The following is a 25535-nucleotide window of genomic DNA, read 5'->3' on the forward strand; positions in this document are numbered from 1 at the left end:
ACGCGTGACTCGCGCTTTTCAGTTGCTTCAGGCGCTCTTCGCTTGCGATGGTTCCCGCCACGCTGACTCAAGGAGAAGCATGCCCGCCGAATGGTCCTCACCCCCCTGGTCCGTCCTCGATCGCACAGGGACGTTGCGGCCGGACAGCCGAGTGCCCACCGGCACCGAGGCGCTGGACTTACGAGCGGCCTACCGGGATATGGTGCTGGCCCGCCGGGTCGACACCGAAGCGATCGCGCTGCAGCGGCAGGGCGAACTCGGGGTCTGGCCCTCCATGCTCGGACAGGAAGGCGCCCAGGTCGGCGCCGGATCGGCGCTTCGCGCACAGGACGTCGTGTTCCCCACCTACCGTGAGCACGCGGTGGCATGGTGCTTCGGCGTCGACCCGGTACAGCTGCTGGGCCTGTTCCGCGGGACGACGATGGGTGGCTGGAATCCTCGTGAGCGGAACTTCAACCTCTACACCCTCGTCATCGGCGCCCAGACGCTGCACGGCGTCGGCTACGCGATGGGCATCGTGCGCGACGGCGACGTCGGAACCGGCGACCGCGGCCGGGATCGCGCGGTCCTGGTGTTCCTGGGCGACGGCGCACTGAGCGAAGGCGAGACCAACGAGGCGTTCGTCTGGGCGGCGGCCCAGAACCTGCCCGTGGTGTTCTTCTGCCAGAACAACCAGTGGGCCATCTCGGCGCCGTTCTCCGTTCAGAGCCGGGTGCCGGCCGCCGAGCGGGCGCGCGGCTTCGGGCTTCCCGGCGTCCGGGTCGACGGCAACGACGTCATCGCCTGCCATGCCGTGACCCAGCGGGCGCTGGCCACCGCCCGCTCCGGCGGCGGCCCGACGCTGATCGAAGCGGTCACCTACCGGCGCAACCCGCACACGACCTCCGACGACAACCTGCGCTACCGCACCGGATCGGAGAACGACGAGTGGGCGGCCCGAGATCCGATCGATCGCCTCCGCGCCTTCTTGGCCAGCGACAGCGCACCTCAGCCCCTCGACGACGCCTTCCTGGCCGACCTCGCCCGGGAAGAAGCCGAACTGGCGGAACGGCTGCGGACCGGCTGCCGCGCTCTCCCGGTGCCGAAACCGGACGACCCGTTCCGGCACACGCTGCACGACCTGCCCTGCGACCTCGCTCGCCAGATGAACGAGCACCTCGCCTTCGTGGCCGGCGCGGAAGGAGACCACTCGTGACCATCGCGATGGCACACGCCCTCAACGCCAGTCTGCGCGATGCGATGGACACCGACGACAAGGTCCTGCTGATCGGCGAGGACATCGGCCACCTCGGCGGCGTCTTCCGCGTCACCGAAGGCCTGCAGAAGGACTTCGGCGACCAACGCGTCGTCACCTCACCGCTGGGCGAAGCCGGAATCGTGGGCAGCGCCATCGGTCTGGCCATGGCCGGCTACCGCCCGGTGTGCGAGATCCAGTTCGACGGCTTCGTCTTCCCGGCCATGAACCAGATCATCACCCAGCTCGCCAAGTACCGGCACCGGTCCGAGGGCAAAGTCAGCCTGCCGGTCGTCATCCGGATCCCGGTCGGCGGCGGGATCGGTGCCACCGAACACCACAGCGAATCCCCCGAGGCGTACTTCGCTCACACGCCCGGGCTTCGGGTCCTGTGCCCGTCGAACTCCCAGGACGCTTACGAACTGATGAGCCAGGCGATCCGGTGCAACGACCCGGTGATCTTCCTCGAGCCCAAACGCTCCTACTGGTCCAAAGGCCACCTCGACACCTCCGTACCGCCCGCCGACCTGGACCGCGCCCGAATCGTCCGCCGCGGCGACGCGCTCACACTCGTCACCTACGGCGCCTTGGTACCGGTGGCCCTCAAAGCCGCGGCCGTACTGGCGGAGGAAGGGCGCGAGACCGAGGTCATCGACCTACGCTCGCTGTCACCGATCGACGACGCGACCATCGTCGAATCGGTCCGCCGCACCGGACGGCTGATCATCACTCACGAGGCTTCGCAGACCGGTGGCCTCGGCGGCGAACTCGCGACGCGGGTGCAGAAGCAGGCGTTCTACGAGCTGGAAGCCCCGATCCTCCGGGTCACCGGGTACGACACGCCCTATCCGGCCAGCCGCCTCGAGGAGGACTGGCTGCCCAACCTCGACCGCCTGCTCGAAGCGTGCGACGAGAGCTTCAAGCACTGACCTCCGTACCACCGTCTCTTGCAGGAGCAGACACCGTGACCACCCCGACCGCGCAGACCTTCCGGCTCCCCGACGTCGGCGAAGGGCTCACCGAGGCCGACATCGTCGCGTGGCACGTGGCCGTCGGCGACACCGTGGCCGTCAACCAGATCATCGTCGACATCGAGACCGCCAAGTCGGTCGTCGAACTGCCCTCGCCCTACGCCGGCGAAGTCGTCGAGCTCCTCGCAGCCGCAGGCGAGACCGTCGAAGTGGGCTCACCGATCATCGCGATCCAGACAGCCTCCGACGTGCCCGCGCCCAGCGCGCAAACCACTCCCGCAGCCGGGGACACCACCGACACCGAACCCAAGCTGCTGGTCGGCTACGGCGTCCGCGAGGCCGGCGCCACACGACGTCGCCGCGGCGCGAACGCCCACAAGCCCGTCGACAAGCCTCCGGCGGAGCACGCCAAGCTCCGGGCCAAGCCGCCCGTGCGCAAGCTGGCCAAGGTACTCGATGTCGATCTCGCCACGATCACGCCCAGCGGCCCCGACGGCGTCATCCTGCGTACCGACGTGCTCGCCGCGGCCGACAACGGCGCGACAGAGCCGGCGGCCGTGATCCAAGGCGTGCCGACCCGGATCCCGATCAAGGGCGTGCGTAAGCACACCGCCGCCGCGATGGTCTCCTCCGCGTTCACCGCGCCGCACGTCACCGAGTTCGTCACGCTGGACGTCACCAAGACACTGGAACTGCGCGACGTCGTCGCCCGTCGCCGCGAGTTCCGCGAGGTTAAGCTGACGCCGCTGGCTTTCGTGGCCTGCGCCTACCTCCGCGCCCTCGCTCGCACGCCGATGGCCACCGCCCGCTGGGACGAACAAGCGCAGGAAATCGTGGTGCCCGCCGGAATCAACCTGGGCATCGCCGCTGCGACGCCTCGCGGCCTCGTGGTCCCGAACATCAAGGACGCCCACACCCTGGGCCTGCTCGACCTCGCCACCGCGATCAACGAACTGGCCGTCACCGCCCGCGCCGGGAAGACGCCGCCCGAGGCGATGGCGGGCGGCACGACGACCATCACCAACGTCGGCGTCTTCGGTGTCGACACGGGCACCCCGATACTCAACCCAGGCGAGACCGCGATCCTGGCCGTCGGCACAATCCGCCGACAGCCGTGGGTCGTGGCAGACGAAGCCGGCGAGCGGATCGAGCCTCGCTCGATCCTGCAGCTCGCCCTCTCCTTCGACCACCGGGTGATGGACGGCCAGCAGGCTTCGGAACTGCTCGCCGACACGGCAGCTCTGCTGACCGAGCCGGGATTGGCAGTCCTGTGATGACCACGGCATTTTCGAACTTTCGACAGCAAGGTCGATCGCTGTGGAGACAGTTCGTTTCTGACCGGGTGCTGCGGGCCTGCGCGCTGCACCCACGCCATCTCGGCGGCGGCCCGGATCCACCCATCCGGTTCGACTTGCCACCCGGTTCGCTCAGTTGCGATTACCGTGCGGTGCTCGACTCCCGAACTACGGCGCCGGCGACCCGCGACGGTGAGTCCTGGGCCGCGCGCGCACGCACTCCGCGGTGGCGACGGGCCGTGCCGTTCCTGGTGTGGCCGGCGGTGGGTGGGTTCGTGTGGCCAGGGCACGCAGCGCCACCACCGGCTTGCGCCCCCGTAGGCGACGACGTGGAGAGTCGGTCAGTTCGACCCCCGGTGAACGGCCGCGGCCGGCGTCGAGGTCACCGTCCACTGTGGTCGGTTCCGCCGCTGACCGGCCGCCTTGAGCCCCCTACACTCGGCTCGGCCGGTCCGCGGGCAACTCGGGCAGCAGCTCGGCAGCCGCCTCGGCGAACTCCCGGACCAAGGCGGTGGCCCGTGCGGCCGGCCAGGCTGCGGCGACCTGGTTGGGCCCGAGGTCTTCGACAACAAGGACCTCGACGCCCGGCCGGGTGTAGAAGCCCGCCGTGGACGCGGGGATGACCGCGATGCCCTCGCCACCGGCGACGAGCTCCAGTTTCTCCTCGACGCTGTGGATCGCCGGGACCGTCCGCTGCGTGCCCTCCCGCAGCTCGAGCGCCACGTCCCGCCACTCCGGCACGGCGTCGGGATCCTGCAGCAGGTGGTCTTCGGCCAGGTCGGCGATGCGAACCGAGTCCTTGCCGGCCAGCCGGTGACCCGAGGCCACCACCGCCACCCTCGGCTCGGTGTACAGGGGGACGACCGCCAGGCCGGTCCGGTCGATCGGCAGCCGGACGATGCCGACGTCGGCCCGGCCGTCGCGGAGCACCACCACCTGGTCGTGCCACCCGGTCCGCAGCATCCGCACGTCCAAGCCGGAGTGCCGGGCCCGCAAGAGCCGCACGACCGGCGTCAGGGTGATCCCGGGCATGAACCCAACGGTGAGGCGGCGGACGCCCTCTGCCGTGGCGCGCACCCGGCGCACCAGCGCCTCCGCCGCGACCAGCAGGTCACCGGCGTCGGCGAGCAGCTGTTCGCCGGCCGGGGTGAGGGCGGTGCCGCGCCGGTCGCGGCAGAACAGCTCCACCCGCAGCTCCCCCTCCAGAACCCGGATCTGCCGGGACAGCACCGGCTGGGCGATGTGCAGCCGGTCGGCCGCACGGCCGAAGTGCAGCTCCTCGGCCACCGCGACGAAGTAACGCAACCTCCGCAGATCGACGTCCACGATTCCCTCTCCTCCGCACCGGCAGCGGCACGCTGCTCAGTTCGACGCGAACACCGCGAGCGGATCGGTGTGGCGTGGCTCCCAGCCCAGCTCGCGCCGGGCCTTGGCCGGGGTGAGCTGCTGGTCGAGGGCGAACGCCTCCGCAACCGGGCCCATCTCCGCCCGCGCCTGCTCGAGCGTGATCGACACGGTCTTGCCCTCGAGCCCCGCACCGCGCGCCAGCGCCTCGGCGACCTCCTTCGCCGTCGGGTTCACCCCGCCCACTCCGAGGTAGACCGACCCGGCCTTCGCCGACAGCGCAGCGACGTAGAGGGCCGCGAGGTCATCGAGGTGCACCAGCGCCCAGTGGGCGCTGCCGTCGCCGAGATAGGCGATCGCGCCGTTCTTCACGCCCGGCTGCACGAAGAAGATGTCGATCAGGCGGTTGTCGCCGCCGTAGAGCAGGCCCGGCTGCACGATCACCGGGCGGCCACCGTCGGCGGCTCGCGCCAGCACGGCGTCCTCGACGGCTTTGCGCCACGCCACCAGGGCCGGAGGGTTCCACGGCGCGGTCTCGTCCTGGACCCCGTCGGTGTCGCCGTAGACCCAGCTGCCGCCGGTGTGCACGTACGTGCCGGCGCCGACGCCGTCCTGCATCGCGTGGGCCGCGGCGAGATCCTCCTCGTCCGTGCTCGCCTGCGCGAGGTGGATCACGGCCTCCGCGCGAGCGGCGGCGTGGTTCAGGACCGCCAAGTCCGCCAGACCGCCACGGACCGCCGTGGCCCCCGCCGCCACGACGGCCTCCTCGGCGCGCTCGCTGCGGGCCAGCGCCTCCACCGTGTGGCCCTGCCGGCGCAGTTCCGCGATCGTGGCCCGGCCGATGTAGCCGGAGCCGCCCGTCAGGAAGACCTTCATCGTTGCTCCTTCGTTCGTGTCTTGCCCCTCCAGGGTGCGGCGCGGCCGGCCAGCGCGTCCAAGACCTGTTTCGCTCTCTGTGATACCCGCACGGCATCAGTGGATATTCCACTGTGGACTTATCACGGCCGGGTATCACAGACGACGGTGGAGGTACTGGACGCTGCCCACTCGACGGAGTGACGCTGAGGATCGTCAGCAGCAGCCCGCAGGAAGGAAACCTCCCATGCGTCACGATGTCGAGTTCGATGCCGAGGGTGTCACGCTGCGCGGCTGGTTCTTCGAAGCCGAGGGAGCGTCGGGACCGGCGCCGTGCGCGGTGATGGCGCACGGCTGGTCGGCCACCCGCCGCCTCTATCTCGACCGGTTCGCCGAGGTGTTAGCCGAAGCAGGCCTGTGCGTGCTGCTGTGGGACAACCGCGGCTTCGGCGACTCCGACACCGCTCCCGGAAAAGCCGCCTATGAGATCGACCCCTGGGAGCAGATCCGCGACTGCGGCTTGGCTGCCTGACGACCGCCTGACCACTCGCTGACAAGTCCTCCACATCCTTTCGCGACGCTGCCCGAGCCACGAAAGGGAGGTTTCTTGTGATCCAGGCCAAGAACGTATCCATGCTCGCCGCGGTCGTGCTGGCGGCAGCGACACTCGGCGGCGCCTCCGCGCAGGCCGCCGAGGGAGTCGTCGTGCACGACCTCGCCGTGTCGGCAGCCGACCGCCAAGCCGTCCTCGACTACTGGACACCGGAGCGCATCTCCGCGATGCCGACCGGCCCGGCCACGCCCGGCACGCCGCCGGCCGACGGCCCCGACGGCGCCGGGTTCGCCCCCGGCACCGCGGTGGACCGCACGATCGGCCGGCTGTTCTTCGTCGACCGCGGCGAGGACGAAAGCTGCACCGCGACGCTGGTCGCGGCGGCCAACCGCGCCACGATCGTCACCGCCGGGCATTGCGTGCACGGCATGGACCTGATCGGCAACGATCCACAGTGGATGGACAAGGTGCTGTTCGTCCCCGGCTTCCGCGACAACACCCGGCCCTACGGTTCGTTCGTCGCGCGGACCGCGTACGCCGACACGACCTGGGTGACCGACGACCAGCAGACCGCCCACGACCAGGCGTTCCTGGTGCTCAACCCCGACGAACACGGCCGGCGCGCCGCCGACGTCACGAAAGCCGCGCAACCACTCGGCATCGGCCTGCCCGGCGGCCTCCCGGCACAGGAGTTCGGCTACCCGCGCGCCGCGAAACAACCTGGTCACCAGGGCCGGCCCGAGTTCACCGGGCAACGCGTCGCGCACTGCTGGGGCGCGCCGAAGGAGAACCCTGGCAACGCCGAGGTCGAGATTCCCCGCGACCAGTGGGGCGTGCCGTGCGACATGGGCGGCGGATCCAGCGGCGGCCCGCGGCTGACGTCGTTCTCGGAGAAGACCGGCTACGGCGTGGTCGTCGGCGTCGACACCGAGGGCTGGTACCTGCACCCCGACGGATCACTCTGTCTCGACCAGACGCCCGACTGCACGCGGTACCTGTTCGGCCCGCAGTTCACGAAGGCGATCACCGATCCGCTGTACCGGCGGGCAGCCGCAGCGTGAACGTCGAGCCTTGACCGGGCACCGAGGCCGCCGTCGCCGTCCCGCGGTGCGCTTCGGCGAGCTTCCGGACGATCGCCAGCCCGAGGCCGCTGCCGCCGCTGCCCCGCGTACGGGCCTTGTCGGGCCGCCAGAACCGGTCGAACACCCGCGGCAGGTCCTCGGCGGCGATCCCGGTGCCGGTGTCGGCGACCTCGATGACGACGTCGTCGCCGTCCCGGCGGCCGCGCACCACCACCGAGCCGCCCTCGGGGGTGTGCCGGAGGGCGTTGGACACCAGATTGCCGACGGCCTGCCGCAGCCGCACCGGGTCGGCGTCAAGCTCCAGGGGCGCGGGCGCCTCGACGGACAGCTCGACGCCGGCGCGGGGCCGGTGCGCCGCCGCCACCTGATTGAGCAGGTGCGGCACGTCCACCGGCTCGGGGTGCAGCCGCAGCGCGCCGGCATCGGCAAGGGCGAGGTCTTGCAGGTCGTCGACGATGTGCTGCAGGTGAACGGCCTCTTCGAGCAGCGACTCGATCAGCTCGTCGTCGAGCTCGCTGACGCCGTCGCGGGTCGCTTCGAGCCAGCCGCGGATGTTGCTCAACGGGGTGCGCAGCTCGTGGGCGATGTCGCTGACCATCGCCTTGCGGGTCTCCTCGAGCAACTCGCGGCTGGCGGCCATGGCGTTGAAGGCGGTCCCGAGCCGGGCGATCTCGTCGCGGCCGCGCACCTTCACCTGGGCTCCGGTCTCACCCGCCGTCATCCGCCGCGCAGCGCCGGTGAGCGCGCGCAGCGGGCGGATCAGGCCGAGCCCACCGAGCGCGGTGGCCGTCAAGGTCAGCAGCAGGATTCCACCGGCGACCTCGATCAGCCGGATCTCGTTCTCCGGAGACAACGTGAACCCGGCGTGCTCCACTTCGCCGCCTGGCGCGGTGAGGTAGAGCAACGCGGCGGGAGCCACGTAGGGCGTCAGCTGCTCCCGGCGCGCCGAGAGCAGGCAGGACTGCACGGCCTGGTCGGACTCGGCGTCGCGCACCCCCTTGCGCACCCAGGTGAAGTCGAGCAGCACTCGGATCTGAGCGGCCGGCTTCGGCTCGGGTCCGCGGTCGAGGCACGCGTTGACCAGGGCCGAGAGCTTGTTCAGCGCCATCTGTTCCGACGCCGTGGGCACGTTGAGTGCGTTGCCGTCGCACGACGACTGCACGAACGAGTCCGCGTCCTCGATCCGGGGGTGCCCGGCGGGTGAGGTGACGATGGTCCCGATGCCCGAGCGGGCTTGCACGCAGCGCAGCACGCGCTCGGCGAGAGCGGCCAGTCGTTCCCGGTCCCCGGCCGGGAGTGCGTACGGTCCGACGGCGTCGGGGGCGATGCGGTCGGCGGTGGTGCCCTGCCCCAGCCCCGGGTCGACCGAGAGTGGATCGACGACGATCGAGGGCCGCAGTGGCAGCGGCCTGCCGTCGGGAGCCGAGTCGGCGATCGGCGTGCCGTCGGTGAGCGTCAGGGCGATCCGGCGGCCGCTGACCGCGGCGGTGCCGCGCACCTTCCCGACGACGTCCCGCCAGTTCGGGTGGGTGGCGGCGTAGGTCAGCAGGCCACGGTAGATGTTCCCGTCGTCGGCGAGCGCCTGGCCCTGTTCTTGCCGGATGGCGCCGGAGGTCGTGCGTGCGGCGAGCCAGGCGGTGGCGGCGATCGAGGCCACCGCGACCAGCGCGGACAGCACGAACAACCGCAGGAGGAGGCTACGGCGCATCGGTGCCCGCGGTCAGCTTGTAGCCGACGCCGTAGACGGTGAGCAGCCGTGCCGGACGCCGTGGCTGCGCCTCGATCTTCTTGCGCAGGTTCATCACGTGCACGTCGATCGCGCGCTGGGTGATGAACCGGTCGAAGCCGTGCAGGTGCTCCAGCAGCTGGCCGCGGGTGAACACCCGGTCGGGCTGACCGGCCATCAGTTCCAGCAGCTGGAACTCCCCCGGCGTGCAGTCGATCGCCCGGCCGCCCACGGTGACCTCGTGCCGCACCGGGTCGACGGTGAGCGTGCCGACGCGCGCGACTCCGCCCCTGTCCGGCCGAGGCGGCGCCGCCCGGCGCAGCAGCGTGCGAATCCGGGCCATCAGCTCCCGTGGGCTGAACGGCTTGGTCACGTAGTCGTCGGCGCCGAGGTCGAGCCCGGCCAGCAGATCGTCCTCGGTGGACCGCGCGGTCAGCATCAGCACGGGCAGATCCGACTCGGCCCGCAGCGTCCGGCAGATCTCGAGGCCGTCCATCCCGGGCAGCATCACGTCGAGCACGAGCAGGTCGGGCGGGTGGCGGCGGACCAGGTCCAGCGCGGTGACGCCGTCCGGTGCGACGACCACGGTGTGCCGCTCCCGCTCGAGGTAGCGCCGGACGAGCTCCGCCTGCTTGGCGTCGTCCTCGGCCAGCACGATGTGGGCGCACATGATCGGAGAGCATAAGCGCGGCTACCGGAAGACCACGGCTTCCTGACCAGTCCCTGACAATCCGCTGCGAGCGTGACGGCATGAGATCGACCCGATCGGGTGGCCGCCGGCTGGTGTGGCTGCTCGTCACCGTCGCCGTGGTGGTGCTGCTGGGCGCCACGACGTTCTTCGTCATCGACCACGGCCGCAAGACCACCGTGTCCGCCGCAGCACCGCCCGCGGTGGCGACCGTCGCCGTCCGGAAGACCGACCTGGCGAACACCCAATCGGTCAGCGGCACCCTCGGCTTCGGCACACCGGCACCGGTGAAGGGCACCGGATCCGGCATCGTGACGAAGCTGCCCGCCGTCGGCGACGTCGCGCAGCGGGGCAAGGCGCTGTACGCGGTCGACGGGCGTCCGGTTCCGGTGTTCTTCGGGGACACTCCCCTGTTCCGCAAGCTCGGCGACCCCGATCTCAGCGGACCGGACGTCGCCGTCGTCAGCGCCAACCTGACCGCGCTCGGGTACGCCACGGGTCGCCCGAAGACGTTCACGCCCGCGCTAGCCGCCGCCCTGAAGCGGTGGCAGCGGAAGGCCGGGCTCGACGACACCGGCACGCTCGACGTCGGGCAGGTCCTCGTGCTGCCCGGCCCGGTGCGGGTCAACTCGGTGACCGCGCAACCCGGCGACCCCGTCACGGAACCACTGCTCACCATCAGCGCCACGACCAAGGTGGTGGTCGCGCCGGTGTCCGCCTCGGACGTCGCGGCGATCAAGACCGGCGCACCGGTGTCGGTGGTGCGGCCGGACGGTACCGCCGTCCCGGCCAAGGTGACGTCGGTCAGCACCGACGTCCAGGGCACGCCGGACGGCGGGCCGCAGGGACCGCCGAAGGTGAACATCACGGTCACCCCGGACGACCCCGGGTCCGTCGCGGACCTCGACTCGGCCTCGGTGGAGGTGCGGATCGCCATCGAGACCCACCCGGGCGTGCTCGCGGTGCCGGTCGGCGCGCTGGTGGCGTTGCGCGAGGGCGGGTACGCCGTACAGCTGCCGGGAGGGACGTTGAAGGCTGTCAAGACCGGGATGTTCGCGCGCGACCTCGTCGAGGTCAGCGGCGACGGGATTACCGAGGGTCTCCAGGTGGTGACGACGTCGTGACGCCGGTACTGGTCCTGCATCGGGTGAGCAAGCGCTATCCCGGTGAGGTCGTCGCGCTCGAGGACGTCACCCTGATCGTGTCCGAGGGCGAACTGCTGGCGATCACCGGCCCGTCCGGGTCCGGGAAGTCGACGTTGCTGCACATCGCCGGCACGCTCGACCGGCCGACCTCCGGTTCGGTGGCGTTGCACGGCCAGGACGTCACGGCGCTGTCCGACCGGGAGCTGTCCGCACTCCGCGGCCGCCGGATCGGCTTCGTGTTCCAGCAGTTCCACCTCACCGACGAACTGTCCGCCGTGGACAACGTGGCGACCGGGTTGCTCTACGCGGGGGTGCCGCGGCGCCGGCGGCGGGCCCTGGCGCTGGAGGCCCTGGGCCGGGTCGGGCTCGGGCACCGCGTCGCCCACCGGCCGCGCGAGCTGTCCGGCGGTGAACGCCAGCGCGTCGCGATCGCCCGCGCGGTCGTCAACGACCCGGCGCTGGTGCTGGCCGACGAGCCGACCGGCGCGCTGGACACCGCGAACGGCGAAGCCGTGCTGGACCTGCTGACCGGGCTCCACGCCGAGGGCACCACGATCGCCGTCATCACCCACGACCGCGATATCGCGGCCCGGCTGCCCCGGCGCGTCGAGTTCCGCGACGGCCGGATCGTGCGAGACATCCCGGCAGACACCGCATGACCCCCGCCGACGTCCTCGGCCTGGGCCTGCTGGGCATTCGCACCCGGCGGCTGCGGGCGGCGCTGTCCGCATTGGGGATCTCGCTCGGGATCGCCACGATGATCGTGGTCACCACCATCCCGGCATCGAGCCAGGCGGCGCTGCTGGACCGGCTGACGGCGCTGGGCACGAACCTGCTGCGCGCCGAGCCTCAGCCGAACCAGACACCGCCGGTGGTGCTGCCGGAGTCGGCGCTGGGCAGCGTGCGGCGGATCGGGCCGGTGACCACGGCCGCGGCTGTGGCGAACACCCACGCCGTCGTCCGCCGGTCCGACCGGACGGACCCCCAGGACGGCTCCGGGCTGTCGGTCCTGGCCGCCTCGCCCGGCCTGTTGCCGGCACTGAACGGCACCGTCCAATCAGGACGGTTTCTCGACGCGTCCGACTTGCCCGTGACGGTGCTCGGCTACGTCGCCGCGTCCCGGCTCGGAATCGCGCGAGTGGTGCCGGGACAACCGCCGCCGGTGGTGCTGATCGGCACGGCCTGGTACACGGTCATCGGCGTGCTCGCGCCGATGCCGCTGGCCCCGGACATCGAACGGTCGGTCGTCGTCGGGTGGAACTCGGCGAAGCGGTTCCTGGATTTCGACGGGCACCCGACGGTGGTGTACGTGAAGGCCCGCGAGGACGCGCTCGGCGACGTCCGGGCGGTGCTGCCGGCGACGCTGAACCCGCGGTTGCCCGGGCTGGTGCAGGTCTCGAGGCCGTCGGACGCGCTGGCGGCGAAACAGGCGACGCAGACAGCGTTCTCGGCGTTGTTCCTGGGGCTGGCCGGGGTGGCCCTGCTGGTCGGCGGGGTCGGCGTCGCCAACACGATGTTCGTCTCCGTCCTGGAACGCCGGCGCGAGATCGGCCTGCGCCGGGCGCTGGGCGCGACGCGCGGGCACATCCGCGGCCAGTTCCTCACCGAGGCGGTGACGCTGTCGGGCCTCGGTGGCCTGGCCGGGACCGCGCTGGGCGTGCTGGTGACCCTGGCGTATGTGACCTACCAGGGGTGGCCGCCCGTGATCCCGGCGTGGTCCGTGGCGGCCGCGGTCTTCGGGGCGTTGGTGGTGGGGGTGCTGGCCGGGCTGCACCCGGCGGTGCGGGCCGCGCGGATGCCGCCGACGCAGGCACTGGCATGATCCGCTCACAGCGTGCTGACGAGTTCCTGAAAGTCACCGGTCATGCTCGGGGAATGACACCTCGGATCTTGACCGTTCTCGTGCTCGGGCTGGGGCTCACCGCGTGTTCGACACCGTCCGCGCCGGCGCCCCAGGTGGCTTCGCTGGCAACACCGTCGGCAACTGCTTCTTCGGCGGCGCCGTCAACCGACGCCGACGGCGGCCGTCCCCGCCACCGCGTCGACGAGACGCGGGAAGAGTCCCAGCGCCTGATCGAGCCGTGGCGCACGTGCATGAAGGACCACGGCGCGGACGTCGACACGCAGCCGAACACCATCGAGGGTGCGGAGAAGTGGAGCGCCGACCACAAGGACGCCGGCGACGCGTGCCGGCCGAAACTGCCCCTGCTGCCCTGGGGAATGGACCGCCAGAACCCGGCATACCAGGACAACATGCACCGGTGGGTCCAGTGCATGAACGACAAGGGCATGCACGTGGTCGAGACACCGGACAACGACGAGTCACCCTGGGCGTACTCGAGCGACTCACAGCCTTCGAACGCGGAGAAGATCGAACAAGACTGCGAAGTGGCGATCCTCGGCCCGAGCGACAAGTGAGCGGCGCTCCCACGAGCCCGCAGCACCCGACGAGCCGCTCAGTGCAAGTCGAGGCCCTCGAGCACTTTGCCGCGCGCCCCGTTCCCCGCGACGTCCACCATCACCCGGCCGAGTCGCTCCGCCGTCGTCATGTACTTCGGCAACAGCGTGTCCAGCGCCGGGAACAGCCGCGCGGTCAGCCGATAGCCCGCGCTGTAGCGCTCGACCCCGCCCAGGGTCATGGGCTGCACGTGCGCCGGGCGCAGCGAGTACGCCGTGTCCGGGAAGATCCGCCACAGCTCCTGCTCGGTCTCCCCTTTCACCCGCGCCGCGGCCAGCCGCGCCGCCGGATCGGCGCCGACCGCGGAGACGAAACAGAAGCGCAGCTTCGGGTTCACGGCGGCGAGGGTGAAGTCCCGGGTGGTGCGCACGTACTCCGGTCCGGACAGCGCGCTCGCCGTGCGGCCGAGGCACCAGAAACACGCGTCGTAGCCTTCGAACTCCCCCGCGACAGCCGAGTAGTCGCCGAAGTCGTCGTGGTGCAGCTCGCGCAGCTTCGAGCGCGCTACGCCGGTGCCGCGCCGGGTGACGACCAGGACGTGTCCACCTCGGGGTGGGCGAGGCAGTACGCCGGCACGCCCTGGCCGAGCGTGCCGGTGGCACCGAACAGGATGATCTTCATCGGTTCCCATCCACGGGTGTCGGGAACGGCGCGTGGCCGAAGGCGCCGTTGTGTCCGTCGCCGTAGGACAGCCAGGTGCCCAGCGGCCGGACCTGACCCACCCCCGGTTGCCGGAAGCCGCAGTCCCCGCCGGGGAACGTCGCGCGGATGCGGGCCTGGCCCGCGGCGGTCAGCGGGACGCGGTAATCCGAGAAGTCGACCGGGCGCAGCCGGCACTTGAGCACATCGAGACCAGCGGCGCCCCGGCGGCCAGCCGCGGATCGGCAACGACCGGGTACTGCGCGGCGCACCGCCCGCTCGCTGGTTCGTGGAGGAACGTTACGACTAGTGCAAGTCGGCTTCCTCGGCCTCCCGCCGGTCGTTGACGGTCAATGTCATTTCGCAGTAGCCCCACTTACGGTTCTGGAACTTCCACAGGTAACCCGGCGTAAGGACTTCGTCGCCCAGGGTGCCGCTCGCCCCGTAGTCCACCGGGTCCAGGTCTTCGACCACGAGGTAGGACCCGCCAGGCATCGCGCGCACCATCCCGCTCTCCTGGGCGAAACCCAGTGGCTGGAACTTCCGGCGGAACTTCTTCAGGTCGCGCGCCAAGGTTTCCATAGCCGAGGCGAGGATGACTCACGCCTCTTTGCGCAGCTCCGGGACGTCGCTCATAATCGGGCATTTTCACACGGCTGCCGAGCGCCGTCGTGACGGCGCTACGCGTACCCGCAACGCGTCGCTGCAGGGTCTGCGTTGCCTGGGCGAACGCCGCGCCGCTGTCCTCACCTGCCGCTGGCGGGCCCAGCAACACTTCATCACCAACCGCAACAAAACGGCGACTTCACCTCGAAGTCAACGCGCTGGACGTCGTCGCGCCCCACCAGCGTTGCGAGCCACTGCGGCGTGCTGCGGTTAGTTCGAACTCGATGTCGGCACCGCCGGCACCGAAGTCGATCGAGGTCGGCGGTGATCCGAGAAATGCGCTGGTCAGCACGACAACCAGGCATTCGCCCGAGCCGACCTTGAGATTGACTGCCTGTACAGGTGTCAGGACGCCGACAACCTGGGCGATCGCCTACGAAAAGGCCAGATGTGAGACCGCAAGTAGATTGCTGTCGGCCTGTCCACTGGCTACACCTCGACAGCACGCCACCACTCGACCTCGGCGACCTGCATTCAGGTCAGGCTGCTGGGGTGAGGTGTTGCCGCCCCAGCGGATATCTTTCTCGGTGCGGATGCGGGCGCGTTCGCGGCGTTGTGCGGCGAGCACGTCCCGGGGGGGGCGTTGGCGTTGCGCCTGTCAAGAACTGCCGGGCTGGTCTCCACCTTGCACCGGCACCGCCTGGTAAGATCGAAGCTCGGGACCGGTCCCCGGAAGTGCTTGCTAAAATGATCTTCATAAAAGTCATGACCCGTCTAGTGAAAATTCACCAGCCAACTCAAGAACGGAATCGCGATCCCGATGGGAATCGACATCGTGTGCTTGATGGTTGACTGGGAGTCGGCCGTGGATGCTTATCGCCAGAACGGCTTGGAATTCTATTGGAATGCCTGCCTGGCACGCAACGAGCGATACACGGCTTCAGGCGCCTCCTGGCCGTACCCACCGGAACTCGACGAGCTGCCCGGCCTGCCGGGTGCCGCAGACCCGGACCTGTGGTGCGGCACCCGAGCATTTTATCTCGTGTCGGATTTTTACGAGGATGCTTTCCGCCCGGCGCTGACGGACGAACTGCGACACGCGTTTGAACCTGTGCTGCCGTTGCTGGCTTTGTGCGAGGAGGTTCCAGTGCCTTTCGACCGCCAATGCCTGCTCACCGACGCTGGGCTCGCGGAGCCGCCTACATCCGAGAGCCGGCCGTTGTACGCCCTGCGCCCAAGCACTGTGGCGGAGGTACTCGACGCGACTCAGTCGCTGCCATGGCCCGAACTGGACAAGTTCGTCGACGATGCCGGCGACCTTGCCGGCCATAGCCTTGCCCCCTTCGAGGGATACGACTACCTCATGCTTCGGTCGTTCGCACTGCAGCAACTGGACTGCCTGCAGCAGGCCGCTCGACGCGAGCACGGCGTCATCCTGATCTTGTCCTAACAGTCGTCGACCACACCAAGCAGAACGTTCTCGCCAAGGCGTTCGGTGGCGACGTCGGCTGCCTGGTCAAGCTCACCGACGGCCGGAAGCTGGTCATCAACGGATTCACCGATGGCGCCGCCCTGCTGACCCACCGGGTCTTCGAGGCCACAACGCCTCGCCCCTCGCCGAGCTAGACGCCGAACAGGTCGCGAAGCGAACGGCCTCCCTCATCCGGGAAACGGCGGCGGATCGGGGAGTTCGAGCCGTTCCAGGTCCATCGGCACCAGCGTCGTCGAGAGCACCAGCTCGCGAAGCAGGTTCACGGTCAGGGTCAGCCCCACCGGCTCCCCCACCTCCTCGCGCCGCAGCCCGTGCACCCCGGCGTCGGAAAGCCGTTGCCGGACCCGGGAAACGAGGTGCTCGACCCGCTTGACCGTCCAGTTCTCGTGGGGCCGCCGTTCGGCGAGCTCGGCGGCCGCCTGCTGCCGGGACAGCGGCAGCGGCTGGGGGTCGTAGCCGAGGTAACGCTGCCCGAGCACCGCCAGCACGAGGTGCTCCTCCGGGGACAGCCGCCAGCGTTTCGGCGGCGCCGTCGGGTGCGTCTCGCCAGCGGGCTCTACGCACTGGTCGCGGTGGTGTGCGCGGTCATCGCGGCGACCACCGGGCCAGCTTACCCGCAGTACGTGGCAATCGGGTTCCTCTGCGCGACCATCGCCTGCCTCGCCCCACTGTTGTTCCGTCGGGTGGGCTGACGGGTCCCGGCCGCGGACGCCTCGCGCACACCGCTGAAGCCGGCTTGTCACAAACACGTCGCATGTGGCGAGCAACGCGCATTGCGGGACAAACCCGGCCAGCTCGACGTTCGCCGGACACGGGCCGGCCCACGACTCTCCACCGCCTCGTCGCTGCCCAGCGCGACGGCGGCCCGGACCCCAGCGAGCCCAGCGCCGTCACGGTGCTCGACATCAGCTCCGCCTCCCGCGCCAGCAGAGAAAGGAGGTTCGAGCCGAAGGCGGCGAGCACCCATGGACCGTCCACGGGTGGGACCACAGCCGGTTCGGGGACGCGGTGGTACCGGTACCCCTGCCCGCACCGACCCTGATCGAGTCCGGAGTGACCGGGTCTCGCGTTCGCGTGGCCCGGACGGGGTCATGCCGTCCTCGGGCGGCCGGGCGCGCCCTGCTTCCGCCGGACACGCCGGCGGTAGCGGATCAAGCTGGAGATGCTCAGGGCGAACAGGACCAACGCGATGCCACCGATCACGAAGGACGTGATGGCGGTAGTGAGAGTGTCGCCGTTGTGCTCGGGGTCGCCGGGGTCATAGTTGATCTGAAAGCTGTCGCCGACGTGGGCGTCGTAGGGGATGGCCCGCTCGGTGTGGTAAACGGTGGCACCGACGGTGAAAACCGCGTCGCCGGTGCTGCAGGCGTTTCCCGGCGTCGCCGTGTAACAGGCGACGACGGTCGCGGTGGTGGACGCGGGTTCGGTGGGCGCCTGCTGCCACTTGTACACGCCGACCGAGAGCAGGGCCGCCGCAACACCGCCACAGAGCACCGCGCCGACGATGAAGCCCGCCCAATTGAAGCGTTCGCGCTTGCGCCGAGACTGATTCGCGCGACTCCTACGGCTCTGGTTCACCGACACAGAATCTCACGCTCGTTCGCACCGAGTGCGAAAGATGCCGGTCATCACAGCCACCGGGTCGGCCGCCGAACGAACAGGCAAGCGGCGAGGAAGACATCAGACCGTCGTGACCGGACGGCCACTACATCCGTCCAGTGAGATGGCCCCGCTCTCGGGTACCGCGCCTGGCGCGTCCACGTTCACATAGCCTTCTACGGCCGGCAAAGCCGACGAACCGCCGCAAACCGGACCAAGACGCAGCTGCTTCCATTCGCCTACAGAGACAATCGACTCTCCCCCCTTGACCAGCGATCCGTCCGGCCCGACTACCGGCCGTCCTTCGTGACTCATGAGACCCCGAAGAGAATCCGAAGTCAGGATCGACCTAACCGTCGAGACGTTCCACTTGAGACCCCGGGTCGACCTACCAGCCTGCTGACGCCGGAGGTCCTGCGGTGACAGCACGCCCCGACGCGTCAACTCCTTCGCGACAGAATTGAGCGACTTCCCTGCCAGGACCACCTCGACCATGTACCTCGCGTGCGGATAAGCCTCAGGGTCCCGATACACGCCATACCCAGGACCGTCCTCGCGAGGCTGGGCACGCAGACCGTACACAGGTGCCCCGCCAGCCCACCTTCCATCCTGCCGCAACTTCTCCCGGCTACCGGCAGTGCGTTCCTTGATCGCTGTCCGCTCAACCTCGGCAAAGATCGCCGCGAGCTGGGTCCAGACCCGACCCATCGACGTCTCCGAGTCGATACCGTCATCGACACATACGATGCGCTTACCCCGATCAATACACCACCGAAGCAGACGCAACGTGTCTTCAGCCGAGCGACTGATTCGGTCTGGTTTCCAGGCGACCAGAACATCCCAATGCTTGGCTTGCGCATCGGTCAGCCACTCACCCGGTCCTCCACGTTCGAAGGGCGATACGACCCTGATACGTCCAGGTCTTCAGAGACGTGCACGACACGACCACCGTTTCCACTCGCCCACCACTCGATTCGGTCGCGTTGCCGCGCAGGCGAGGTACTCTCATCGGTTGCACGACTAAGTCGGATAGCACCCAAAATTCTCAGTTTTCCTGCCATATAAACAGCTTGCAAAAACTGACAAACCCATCCCCCGCAAAAGGGTTACTTCTTTCGAGAGACAAGCTCCAGCCAAACCACTAAATCCACGCAAGTAGACCCGCACACCGCTTTACTAGTGGATGCGATGGCGCTGGTGGTCGATCGAACGTTGAACGTGGACCTGAACATCTCGCCTTCCGGTACCCACGTCGCCCGGACAGGCGGGCCTGCCTCGCACGCCGAAGGCCATGTTCCTGACACGTCGCCGACCGCCGATCACGGCGAGACCGTCAGTCCAATGGAGTCCGGGCTGCACTTGAACAAGCGCAGCCCGGTGGGCACCCACCCAGGCCCGAGCACGTCTCGAGCACAACAATTATGGCGTACCAAGTTCCGCCCAATCCCTCCGCCGCGGCCGCTTGCGAGCAGACCGCGGCCTCCGACCGTTTCTCCGGGAAACGGGAGCTGGTTTGGGCGCGCCGGCGCTTGGCCGAGGCCGCCGCGGCATGCCGGAAATTCGCTGCCGCACTGGGCGCCACCCCTGGCCATCGAACCCGCCGACTCCACCCGGTTTCGGGCCGCCGACGTCGTCGTCGAGGTCGCCTGCTGCGCCAGGGCCACCATTCCGGAACGATCCGGCTGCGGGGACGCCGCCCCCTGGCGGCTGGCCGAGCGCCGCGGCCAAGCCGACGCGCTCACCCGCCTGGCTACAAGCACTGACCGCGGCACGGCGCGGCTGATCTCCCCGTGCCGACGTGCGCACCGCAACCGGCGCGCGGGAGATCTCCCGGCACCGGCTAGCCGGGCACTCGGCGGCCTTGCGGGAGGCGGCCGCGCTGCTGCAGTTCGTGCCCCAGGACGCGCTCGGCCTCGAGCCCCCGGATCGGTCGCGGTGTCGCTGGCCGCGATGGCCGTGCAGATCCGCGCTCACGACACCGAACTGCCCGAGTGGTCGGACCGGCACCTCGACCCCGCCGGCCTGCTGCCCGCCGGCGCCGCCGGAGTCAAGGTCGGCGAGCCGCGCTGGAGCGACGGCGACCTGACCGTCGTGGCCCGGGACCTGATCGGACTGCGGTGCTGGACGGGCTGCTCGTCACGCCGTACTGCACGGAGCCGACGCTGGACGAGGAGTCGGCGACACCCTGCTCTACAACCTCGAGTCGGTCGTCGAGGATATTCTGGCCGGTGCGCCGCCCGGTCGTGTGGGACACCCGCCGCGGCCACACGGCGAACGCCTTGGGAGGGCACCCGCTGGAGACTGAGGCGCGACCTCGACGTCCCGCCCGCGCTGGCGGGACGCGAAGTGCGCGCGACGTTAGGCACCCGCAGGCCACGCTCGGAGCGGCGTCGAGACCGACTACTACGAGCTGCAGCTAGACCAGGCGGTGGACCCGCCGCACTCCGATCTCACCACCGCGATGTTCATCCCGCGCGAGTTCACCATCACCGAGCACGGAACGTCATAGCCGCGACGAGGGATGGGCCCGGCGTGGGCTCGATGCAGCGCCGAACCGGGCGAAGATCAGCTGGGCGCATCACCCCCGTCCGCGCTGTCCTCGTCGCCGATCTTGGGGGCCGGGGGAACAGTTGCCCCGGGGGAGGCCGCCCAGTGTCTGTCTTCGCGAAGTAAGCCGGGCAGGGCCTTGAGGATCGGCAGGGTGAGCTTCAGGACCGAAGGGTTGCCCTACCGGTTTGATCAACCAGCGGAGTAACCACAGCACCTGGGCGATCGTGCACAGTCGAACCACGGCGGCACGGGCGGGAGGTAGGCGCTGATCGGAAGTCATCGTCTCGACCTCTGTCAGTTGTAGAAGAAGGGTGTCGCGCCACCGATGCTGATGGCGCCGACAGCGGCTCGAGCCAGCGGGTGCTTGTCCATCGTGGTCGGCGTGATCGTGTGGACCAATAAGCAGGCCCGCGGATGGCGAGAGCAGCGGCGTGCCACCCGGCATCGCAACTGGCACGGCTACATCATCACGGGCTCGGTGTCGAGCTGGTATGTCCGGATCGCCGATGACCCCAAGAGCCCGACCGGTCGGATCGTGCTGGACGTGCTCGACGGCCCTGACGGCACGCCGGATGCCAGCCGGGCCTACTCGATGCGCCTGCAAATCGCGGCGGACGGCATCATCGCCCGAGCACCAACGCCGGGGGAAGACGAATTCCTCAAGTCGCTGGGCCGCAAACGCGGCGGGGGCAAGGCCCCAGAGGGGTTCCCGGTGCATTGACCGGCGCGGCCGCCCGCGCGGAGGCGTGCCCGGCGTCGAACCTCGACAGCAGCCAGCGCATGGCCCGACGTCGGCGAGTCTCGTCGAGCTGGTCAACAGGTCGCGTTCCGACACGGAAAGCGTCAGGCGGCAAAGCGACTCAGTAGTGTCGGAGGTTGCGTCTGCCATGCACTTATGGCGCAATGCACAGCACCAGTCGAAGGCCACCGCTCGTCAGCGGCTGCTGCGCGATGCCCGGCATGTCGTGGGGGAGGTCGTATCGGTCCTACTCCTCCTACGACTCGCCACGGACTTCTTACCGTGGTGGGTTTGCACGGGGTGAGCTTTGACGACCTCAACAACGTCAGCCCGCTGCTGGCTTCGCACGCTGGACTGAGTACCAAGGAGTCGACACCGGACAACGTCGCAGCCAAGATCGCCGCCGCTGCGGCTGCGCTCCCGCCGCGTAGACCGACCAGCCACTAGAGATCAAGGTCAGTGAGCCGAGACCATCGAGGTCCAGCTCCGGGATGTGCCGCGCCGCTGCCGTCCGACGCCCTCAACCAGGGCCGCGTCGCAGACGAGGATTTCGGCCCAATTCGTAAGCTGTCCGTCATGGTTGATGAGCAGCGCGAACGTCTGCAGCCGCCCCTCCGCCAGCCACAGTGCCCCCTTGTAGCAGGGCGGCAATTCCGTCGCGCAGGACTTTCTCGCCAGCGACGAAGGCGTCCATTTCCGCGTCCGCGGCCGCGAGCCCTTCCGGGTCGGCGAGCAGATCGTCGTAGGCGGTCGGCAGCTGCTTCATCCGGCGCCGAACAGTGAACTCGACGCTGGCGTCCGGGTTGCGCTCCGGCCGCGGAGAGCCGCTGCTCGATCGGGTCGTCGTTGCTCACATGCCGGCCTTGTCCGCGGCGCGCATCTCGGCTGTGACCAGCTCGACCTCGCGCCCCGGCCACGGCGAGACCTGCTCCAGGATCTGCAGGACCTGCAGATCGCGGCTCTCGCAATCCAGGGGCGGTTCTGTGGGCGTCTCGCTCGTCTCCCGTCCCTTGACGGCAGCCCACACCCGCGCGGCCCCTCGGCCGAATCCGAGTCGTCTACGCCACAGCCGAAGTACGTCCGCCGTCAGAGACGGCAGAGGCTGTCAGTGCCTCAGCGTTTGCAAATCTGTACAGACTTAGGTGCGGATCTGGTACGCCCTGGGTGCCTGGTTCTCGGTCATCGCCCTTCAGGGTAGCCCCGCTCCCACCTGCGGCTCGGCGGTCCCCTCCCCACTCGTGGCCTCGGCCACCCAGGGTCGCCGGACCCGGTTCGTCCTCAGCTCGTCGCCGTAGGAGCCCAGGCCGCCAGTTCGGCTCGGGCCGCGGACAGCTGGGCCGCCGTCGGGGGTGTCGACGGCTCGGCGATCAGCGCGTAGTGCAGGCCCGGCGTCGCCGCCAGCTGGAGGCGGTCTCCGGAGCGGGTGACCGCTGACGAGGCCAGGTCCGTCACCACCGTCGGGGTCATGCCGGCCGGGATGTGGAGCTCGGTCGGCGCTCCCGCCGCTGTCCCCTGCCAGACCAGGACGCCGTACCGGCCCGCGCCGGTCAGGGCGCCGGTGGCGGGCAGCGTCGACGGGACCTGGTTCCAGGTGAGGGTCTGGCTGCCGTCGCGGGAGCGGTCCTCGTAGGTGAACGCCAGCGTGTGGCCGGCGACCGCCGCGGGGTAGAGCCGGTCGAGGAGGCGGGCGTCCTGGCGGAGCTGGACGGTCCCGTCGTCCGCCGTGCGCGCCGAGGAGAAGTCCTCGCCGTTCCAGGCGTCCCCTTCAGTGCGCACCTTGTCCGGGTTGTCGTTCATCAGCTCGTGGTGACGGCCGCTGTAGATGTCCCACTGCCACTGCGTTCCCGACAGCACCGGCCCCGACTCCGCGGGGCGGCGCCACCAGTTCGCGCCCGAAACCCGCGAGTCCAGCGCCTGGTACATCGCCTTGTCCACCGTCGGGGTCTTGTCCGAGGTGTACCCGGTCATCGGGTGCCCGAACTCGGTCACGATCGCCGCCGTGCCCAGCGCGGCGGCGCGGTCGCGGACCGCGCCGAAGCTCGCGCTGTACTGCCCGTCGCCCGCCTTGCCCGGCATGAACACGCCGGACTGCGCGAGCTGGTCGTAGAAGTGGGTGTTGAACACGTACCGCGGCCCCATGACCCCGGTGTCCTGGAAGCCGCCGGGGTGGAGCTGGAAGGAGATGTTGGCGTTCCAGAACATGTTCGGCTCGACGAACGCGGGCTTGTCCTGCCAGCCCGCGGAGTCCATCGCCTCGCGGAACCGCTTGAAGAACGGCCACAGCACGTTCTGTTCCCACGCCTTGCTGTCCTGGCCCTGGTCGTACCGGCCGGCGAAGGGCTCGTTGTACGGGTCCATGCCGGCGATGCCGGCGAACTGGCCGGTGCTCAGGTTCGTCCGCAGGTACGCCATCGTCTGGACGGCCTGGCCGACGAACTCGTCCTGGATCCCCCGCGCGTTGTGCCAGAAGTCCTTCGTGGCGTCCTGGACCGCGCCGTTCTGGGTGATGTTCTGCCCCCAGTGGGCGCAGATGCCGCAGCTCTCCGCGGGATAGCCGCCGAGGTCGACAACCCACTTCGGCGCGCCGTCGCCGGTGTACCAGCTGCCGCGGTTGAACAGGTAGCGGGAGAACAGGTCCTGGTGGAAGTCGGGCAGGACCGTGAAACCTTCGTCCAGGAACGCCTTCATCTGGTCGGTCAAGGCGGCCAGGTACTGCGTGTTCACCGGCCCGCGCACCGGCTGCGTCCCGGCCCACGCGATCGGGAACCGCACGGCGTTCGCGCCGGTGAGCGCCCGCATCGACCGGGCCGAGCGGCGCGCGTCGGCCGCGTCGGCGAACGGCAGGAAACCGTTTTCCGCCAGCTTCGTCTCCCCCGACACGTTGAAGCCGCGCAGAACCACTTCGCGGCCGTACTCGTCGACGAAGGCCGATCCGCGCACGGTCAGCCGGTGCGGTGGGACGTCTTCGGCCACCGCGGAGGCGACGACGCCGGACGTCATCGCCACGGCGGTGAGCAAAGCCACGAGCATGCGCATGATGGCGGCCCCAAACATGAAGGAGTTTCGCAAAAAGTTAGCGAGCCGGGTCCGGGCCGTCAAGGGCCGATCAGGCCGCCCGCCGGAGCCACTGCTGGTTCGTCACGCCGGTGCACGGGTACAGCTTGACGGCGGCGCCGTCGGCCGTGGACGCCGAGACGACGTCCAGGCACTTGCCGCTGTGCCGCGCCGCCAGGCGGACGTACCCGCTGTCGGCGGCCTGGATCTGCCACTGCTGGTTCGTCCCGCCGGTGCACGCCCACTGCACCACCGCGGCGCCGTCCGCGGTCGAGCCTCCCGAGACGTCGAGGCACTTCCCGCTGTGCCGGGCGATCAGGTTGTAGTACCCGGTGCCGAGGTCGAGCAGGCTCCACTGCTGGTTCCAGCCGCCGTTGCACGAGTACTGCTTCACCGCCGTGCCGTCGTCGCGCGCGGAACCCGGGACATCGGCGCACTTCCCGCTGTGTCGCGCCACCAAGGACTCGTACGCGCTGCCGGTGCCGACGCCCGCGACCACGCCGGTCGCCGCGTCGATGCTCACCTTCGGGAACCAGCCCATCGACACCGTGGTCGCGCTGGGGAACGTCAGCGGCAGCCACACGTACCGGGACTCGTTGACCGGCCGCTGCCACGCACCCGCCCAGCGGTCGCCCAGGTAGAGGTAGGAAGTCGCCTGCGAACCCTGCAGGGGCAGCACGTACGCGGTCTGGCTGCCGTAGCCGGTGGCATCCCCGAGGTTCGCCAACCCGCTCCACGTCCCCGTGACACTGGTGGCCGTGGCGTACTTCTGCTGGTTCGGCTGCCAGCTCGTCGCGGCCGAGGTGACCATGAAGTAGACGCCGTTCCGCTTGAACATCGCCGGGGCCTCGCGGTACGAGCCGGGCCACAGCGTCCGCACCAGCGCGGCGACGCCGGTGTAGTCGGCGGTGAGCCGGTACACGTTGAGGTCGGCGTTCTCGCGGGCCGCGGAGGCCATGTACGCGGTCCCGTCGTCGTCCTTGAACAGCGTGATGTCACGCGACATGTGGGCACCGAGCGGGCGGAAGCTGCCGCGGTAGGTGTAGCCGCCGTCGACCGTGGAAGAGGTGGCCACGGCCGCGCGCGCTTCGGCGTAGTCGTCGCCGTTCTCCTTGTGCATCCACATCACGTACTGCCCGGTCGAGCTGTTGTAGAGCACCTTCGGCCGCTCGATCTTGGCCCGGCCCAGCTCGGCCGCCGACGACTGCGTCAGCACGTCGCCCCGGAACTCCCACGTCTTCAGGTCGGTCGAGCGGTAGACCGAGACGGCGCGGAAGGTGTCGTCGGCGTTGCGGTTCTCGCCGAACCAGTAGTAGTACGCCCCCACCTTGAGCACCCCGCCGCCGTGGGCGTGCACCAAGGCGCCGGAGGTGTCGGTGAACTGGCTCCCGTTGGTCACCGTCACCGGGGCGGCGTGCGCCCCGGGTGCGCCGAGCAGGAGGGTGACGAGCACGAGCAAGGACAACACCGCGCCACGACGTCGTAGCATGACGGCTCCTTCCGCG

Annotated in this window: 26 protein-coding genes; 11 read left to right on the top strand and 15 right to left on the bottom strand. The window is 69.8% G+C overall.

The annotated features are described in order from the left end of the window. Positions 1 to 151: 151 nt before the first annotated feature. From ACH54P_RS16940 to ACH54P_RS16950, 3 genes are read left to right on the top strand one after another with little or no spacing between them, the layout of a single operon-like run. Complete coding sequence (locus ACH54P_RS16940; protein ID WP_489913792.1) at positions 152 to 1195, top strand: thiamine pyrophosphate-dependent enzyme; 1044 nt, start codon at positions 152 to 154, stop codon at positions 1193 to 1195. Between the two features lie 8 nt (positions 1196 to 1203). Beyond that, entirely contained in the window at positions 1204 to 2163 is a 960-nt protein-coding gene (locus ACH54P_RS16945; protein WP_489916468.1) for an alpha-ketoacid dehydrogenase subunit beta, read from the top strand. A gap of 35 nt (positions 2164 to 2198) precedes the next feature. Then, on the top strand, positions 2199 to 3479 hold the full coding sequence (locus ACH54P_RS16950) for a dihydrolipoamide acetyltransferase family protein (protein ID WP_489913794.1): 1281 nt from the start codon (positions 2199 to 2201) through the stop codon (positions 3477 to 3479). Positions 3480 to 3932: 453 nt separating this feature from the next. On the opposite strand, the gene ACH54P_RS16955 is transcribed toward ACH54P_RS16950, so the two are convergent. Together ACH54P_RS16955 and ACH54P_RS16960 are read right to left on the bottom strand one after the other, a co-directional pair. Further along, positions 3933 to 4826, bottom strand: a complete 894-nt coding sequence (locus ACH54P_RS16955; protein ID WP_489913796.1) for a LysR family transcriptional regulator — start codon at positions 4824 to 4826, stop codon at positions 3933 to 3935. Positions 4827 to 4862: 36 nt separating this feature from the next. Further along, entirely contained in the window at positions 4863 to 5720 is an 858-nt protein-coding gene (locus tag ACH54P_RS16960) for an NAD-dependent epimerase/dehydratase family protein (RefSeq protein ID WP_489913798.1), read from the bottom strand. Between the two features lie 226 nt (positions 5721 to 5946). On the opposite strand from ACH54P_RS16960, the gene ACH54P_RS16965 reads away from it, so the two are divergent. Both ACH54P_RS16965 and ACH54P_RS16970 read left to right on the top strand, forming a co-directional pair. Continuing rightward, positions 5947 to 6231, top strand: a complete 285-nt coding sequence (locus tag ACH54P_RS16965) for a hypothetical protein (RefSeq protein ID WP_489913800.1) — start codon at positions 5947 to 5949, stop codon at positions 6229 to 6231. A gap of 77 nt (positions 6232 to 6308) precedes the next feature. Beyond that, positions 6309 to 7313, top strand: a complete 1005-nt coding sequence (locus ACH54P_RS16970) for a trypsin-like serine peptidase (protein ID WP_489913802.1) — start codon at positions 6309 to 6311, stop codon at positions 7311 to 7313. On the opposite strand, the gene ACH54P_RS16975 is transcribed toward ACH54P_RS16970, so the two are convergent. Both ACH54P_RS16975 and ACH54P_RS16980 read right to left on the bottom strand, forming a co-directional pair. Then, the gene (locus ACH54P_RS16975; RefSeq protein WP_489913804.1) at positions 7276 to 9042 is read right to left on the bottom strand and encodes a sensor histidine kinase; all 1767 of its coding nucleotides are present in this window, start codon (positions 9040 to 9042) and stop codon (positions 7276 to 7278) included. The two genes, ACH54P_RS16970 and ACH54P_RS16975, sit on opposite strands and share 38 nt — an antisense overlap. Next, complete coding sequence (locus ACH54P_RS16980; RefSeq protein WP_489913806.1) at positions 9032 to 9730, bottom strand: response regulator transcription factor; 699 nt, start codon at positions 9728 to 9730, stop codon at positions 9032 to 9034. The genes ACH54P_RS16975 and ACH54P_RS16980 overlap by 11 nt, the downstream gene beginning before the upstream one ends. An 80-nt stretch (positions 9731 to 9810) precedes the next feature. Here ACH54P_RS16980 and ACH54P_RS16985 point away from each other — a divergent pair, with 80 nt between their 5' ends. From ACH54P_RS16985 to ACH54P_RS17000, 4 genes are read left to right on the top strand one after another with little or no spacing between them, the layout of a single operon-like run. Continuing rightward, complete coding sequence (locus ACH54P_RS16985) at positions 9811 to 10872, top strand: peptidoglycan-binding protein (RefSeq protein ID WP_489913808.1); 1062 nt, start codon at positions 9811 to 9813, stop codon at positions 10870 to 10872. After that, the gene (locus ACH54P_RS16990; protein ID WP_489913810.1) at positions 10869 to 11552 is read left to right on the top strand and encodes an ABC transporter ATP-binding protein; all 684 of its coding nucleotides are present in this window, start codon (positions 10869 to 10871) and stop codon (positions 11550 to 11552) included. The genes ACH54P_RS16985 and ACH54P_RS16990 overlap by 4 nt, the downstream gene beginning before the upstream one ends. After that, positions 11549 to 12715: an ABC transporter permease gene (locus tag ACH54P_RS16995; protein WP_489913812.1), complete on the top strand. Its 1167-nt coding sequence runs from the start codon at positions 11549 to 11551 to the stop codon at positions 12713 to 12715. Before ACH54P_RS16990 ends, ACH54P_RS16995 begins: the two co-directional genes overlap by 4 nt. Before the next feature lie 53 nt (positions 12716 to 12768). Further along, a complete protein-coding gene (locus ACH54P_RS17000) occupies positions 12769 to 13311 on the top strand; it encodes a hypothetical protein (RefSeq protein WP_489913814.1) in 543 nt (180 codons plus the stop codon). 38 nt (positions 13312 to 13349) lie between these two features. Here ACH54P_RS17000 and ACH54P_RS17005 read toward each other — a convergent pair whose 3' ends face one another. The 3 genes from ACH54P_RS17005 to ACH54P_RS17015 all read right to left on the bottom strand — a co-directional run bounded on the left by ACH54P_RS17005 (position 13350) and on the right by ACH54P_RS17015 (position 14572). Then, positions 13350 to 13721 carry a Rossmann-fold NAD(P)-binding domain-containing protein gene (locus ACH54P_RS17005; protein ID WP_489913816.1) on the bottom strand — a complete coding sequence of 124 codons (372 nt, stop codon included), beginning with the start codon at positions 13719 to 13721 and terminating at the stop codon, positions 13350 to 13352. 247 nt (positions 13722 to 13968) lie between these two features. Continuing rightward, entirely contained in the window at positions 13969 to 14262 is a 294-nt protein-coding gene (locus ACH54P_RS17010) for a DUF6351 family protein (protein ID WP_489913818.1), read from the bottom strand. 34 nt (positions 14263 to 14296) lie between these two features. Then, the gene (locus ACH54P_RS17015) at positions 14297 to 14572 is read right to left on the bottom strand and encodes a hypothetical protein (RefSeq protein WP_489913820.1); all 276 of its coding nucleotides are present in this window, start codon (positions 14570 to 14572) and stop codon (positions 14297 to 14299) included. Positions 14573 to 15416: 844 nt separating this feature from the next. Between ACH54P_RS17015 and ACH54P_RS17020 the strand changes: the two genes are divergently transcribed. After that, the gene (locus ACH54P_RS17020) at positions 15417 to 16046 is read left to right on the top strand and encodes a hypothetical protein (protein ID WP_489913822.1); all 630 of its coding nucleotides are present in this window, start codon (positions 15417 to 15419) and stop codon (positions 16044 to 16046) included. Here the strand turns inward: ACH54P_RS17020 and ACH54P_RS17025 are convergent. From ACH54P_RS17025 to ACH54P_RS17040, 4 genes are all read right to left on the bottom strand, one after another. Next, positions 16043 to 16180 (bottom strand): hypothetical protein, encoded by a 138-nt coding sequence (locus ACH54P_RS17025; protein WP_489913824.1) that lies wholly within the window; start codon positions 16178 to 16180, stop codon positions 16043 to 16045. The two genes, ACH54P_RS17020 and ACH54P_RS17025, sit on opposite strands and share 4 nt — an antisense overlap. 75 nt (positions 16181 to 16255) lie before the next feature. Beyond that, positions 16256 to 16576, bottom strand: a complete 321-nt coding sequence (locus ACH54P_RS17030; RefSeq protein ID WP_489913826.1) for a hypothetical protein — start codon at positions 16574 to 16576, stop codon at positions 16256 to 16258. Between the two features lie 601 nt (positions 16577 to 17177). Further along, a complete protein-coding gene (locus tag ACH54P_RS17035) occupies positions 17178 to 17666 on the bottom strand; it encodes a phage holin family protein (protein WP_489913828.1) in 489 nt (162 codons plus the stop codon). A gap of 102 nt (positions 17667 to 17768) precedes the next feature. Further along, positions 17769 to 18599: a recombinase family protein gene (locus ACH54P_RS17040; RefSeq protein ID WP_489916470.1), complete on the bottom strand. Its 831-nt coding sequence runs from the start codon at positions 18597 to 18599 to the stop codon at positions 17769 to 17771. Positions 18600 to 20619: 2020 nt separating this feature from the next. On the opposite strand from ACH54P_RS17040, the gene ACH54P_RS17045 reads away from it, so the two are divergent. Beyond that, positions 20620 to 20958: a hypothetical protein gene (locus tag ACH54P_RS17045; protein WP_489913832.1), complete on the top strand. Its 339-nt coding sequence runs from the start codon at positions 20620 to 20622 to the stop codon at positions 20956 to 20958. Positions 20959 to 21550: 592 nt separating this feature from the next. Here the strand turns inward: ACH54P_RS17045 and ACH54P_RS17050 are convergent. The 4 genes from ACH54P_RS17050 to ACH54P_RS17065 form a co-directional block, all read right to left on the bottom strand. Then, a complete protein-coding gene (locus tag ACH54P_RS17050; protein WP_489913836.1) occupies positions 21551 to 21742 on the bottom strand; it encodes a hypothetical protein in 192 nt (63 codons plus the stop codon). An 84-nt stretch (positions 21743 to 21826) separates the two neighbouring features. Beyond that, on the bottom strand, positions 21827 to 22003 hold the full coding sequence (locus ACH54P_RS17055; protein WP_489913839.1) for a hypothetical protein: 177 nt from the start codon (positions 22001 to 22003) through the stop codon (positions 21827 to 21829). A gap of 251 nt (positions 22004 to 22254) precedes the next feature. After that, positions 22255 to 24006 (bottom strand): glycoside hydrolase family 5 protein, encoded by a 1752-nt coding sequence (locus ACH54P_RS17060; RefSeq protein ID WP_489913841.1) that lies wholly within the window; start codon positions 24004 to 24006, stop codon positions 22255 to 22257. A 76-nt stretch (positions 24007 to 24082) separates the two neighbouring features. Continuing rightward, positions 24083 to 25519 carry an RICIN domain-containing protein gene (locus ACH54P_RS17065; protein ID WP_489913843.1) on the bottom strand — a complete coding sequence of 479 codons (1437 nt, stop codon included), beginning with the start codon at positions 25517 to 25519 and terminating at the stop codon, positions 24083 to 24085. Positions 25520 to 25535 lie beyond the last annotated feature (16 nt).

The organism is Amycolatopsis sp. N2S4-7 (genome assembly GCF_058119595.1).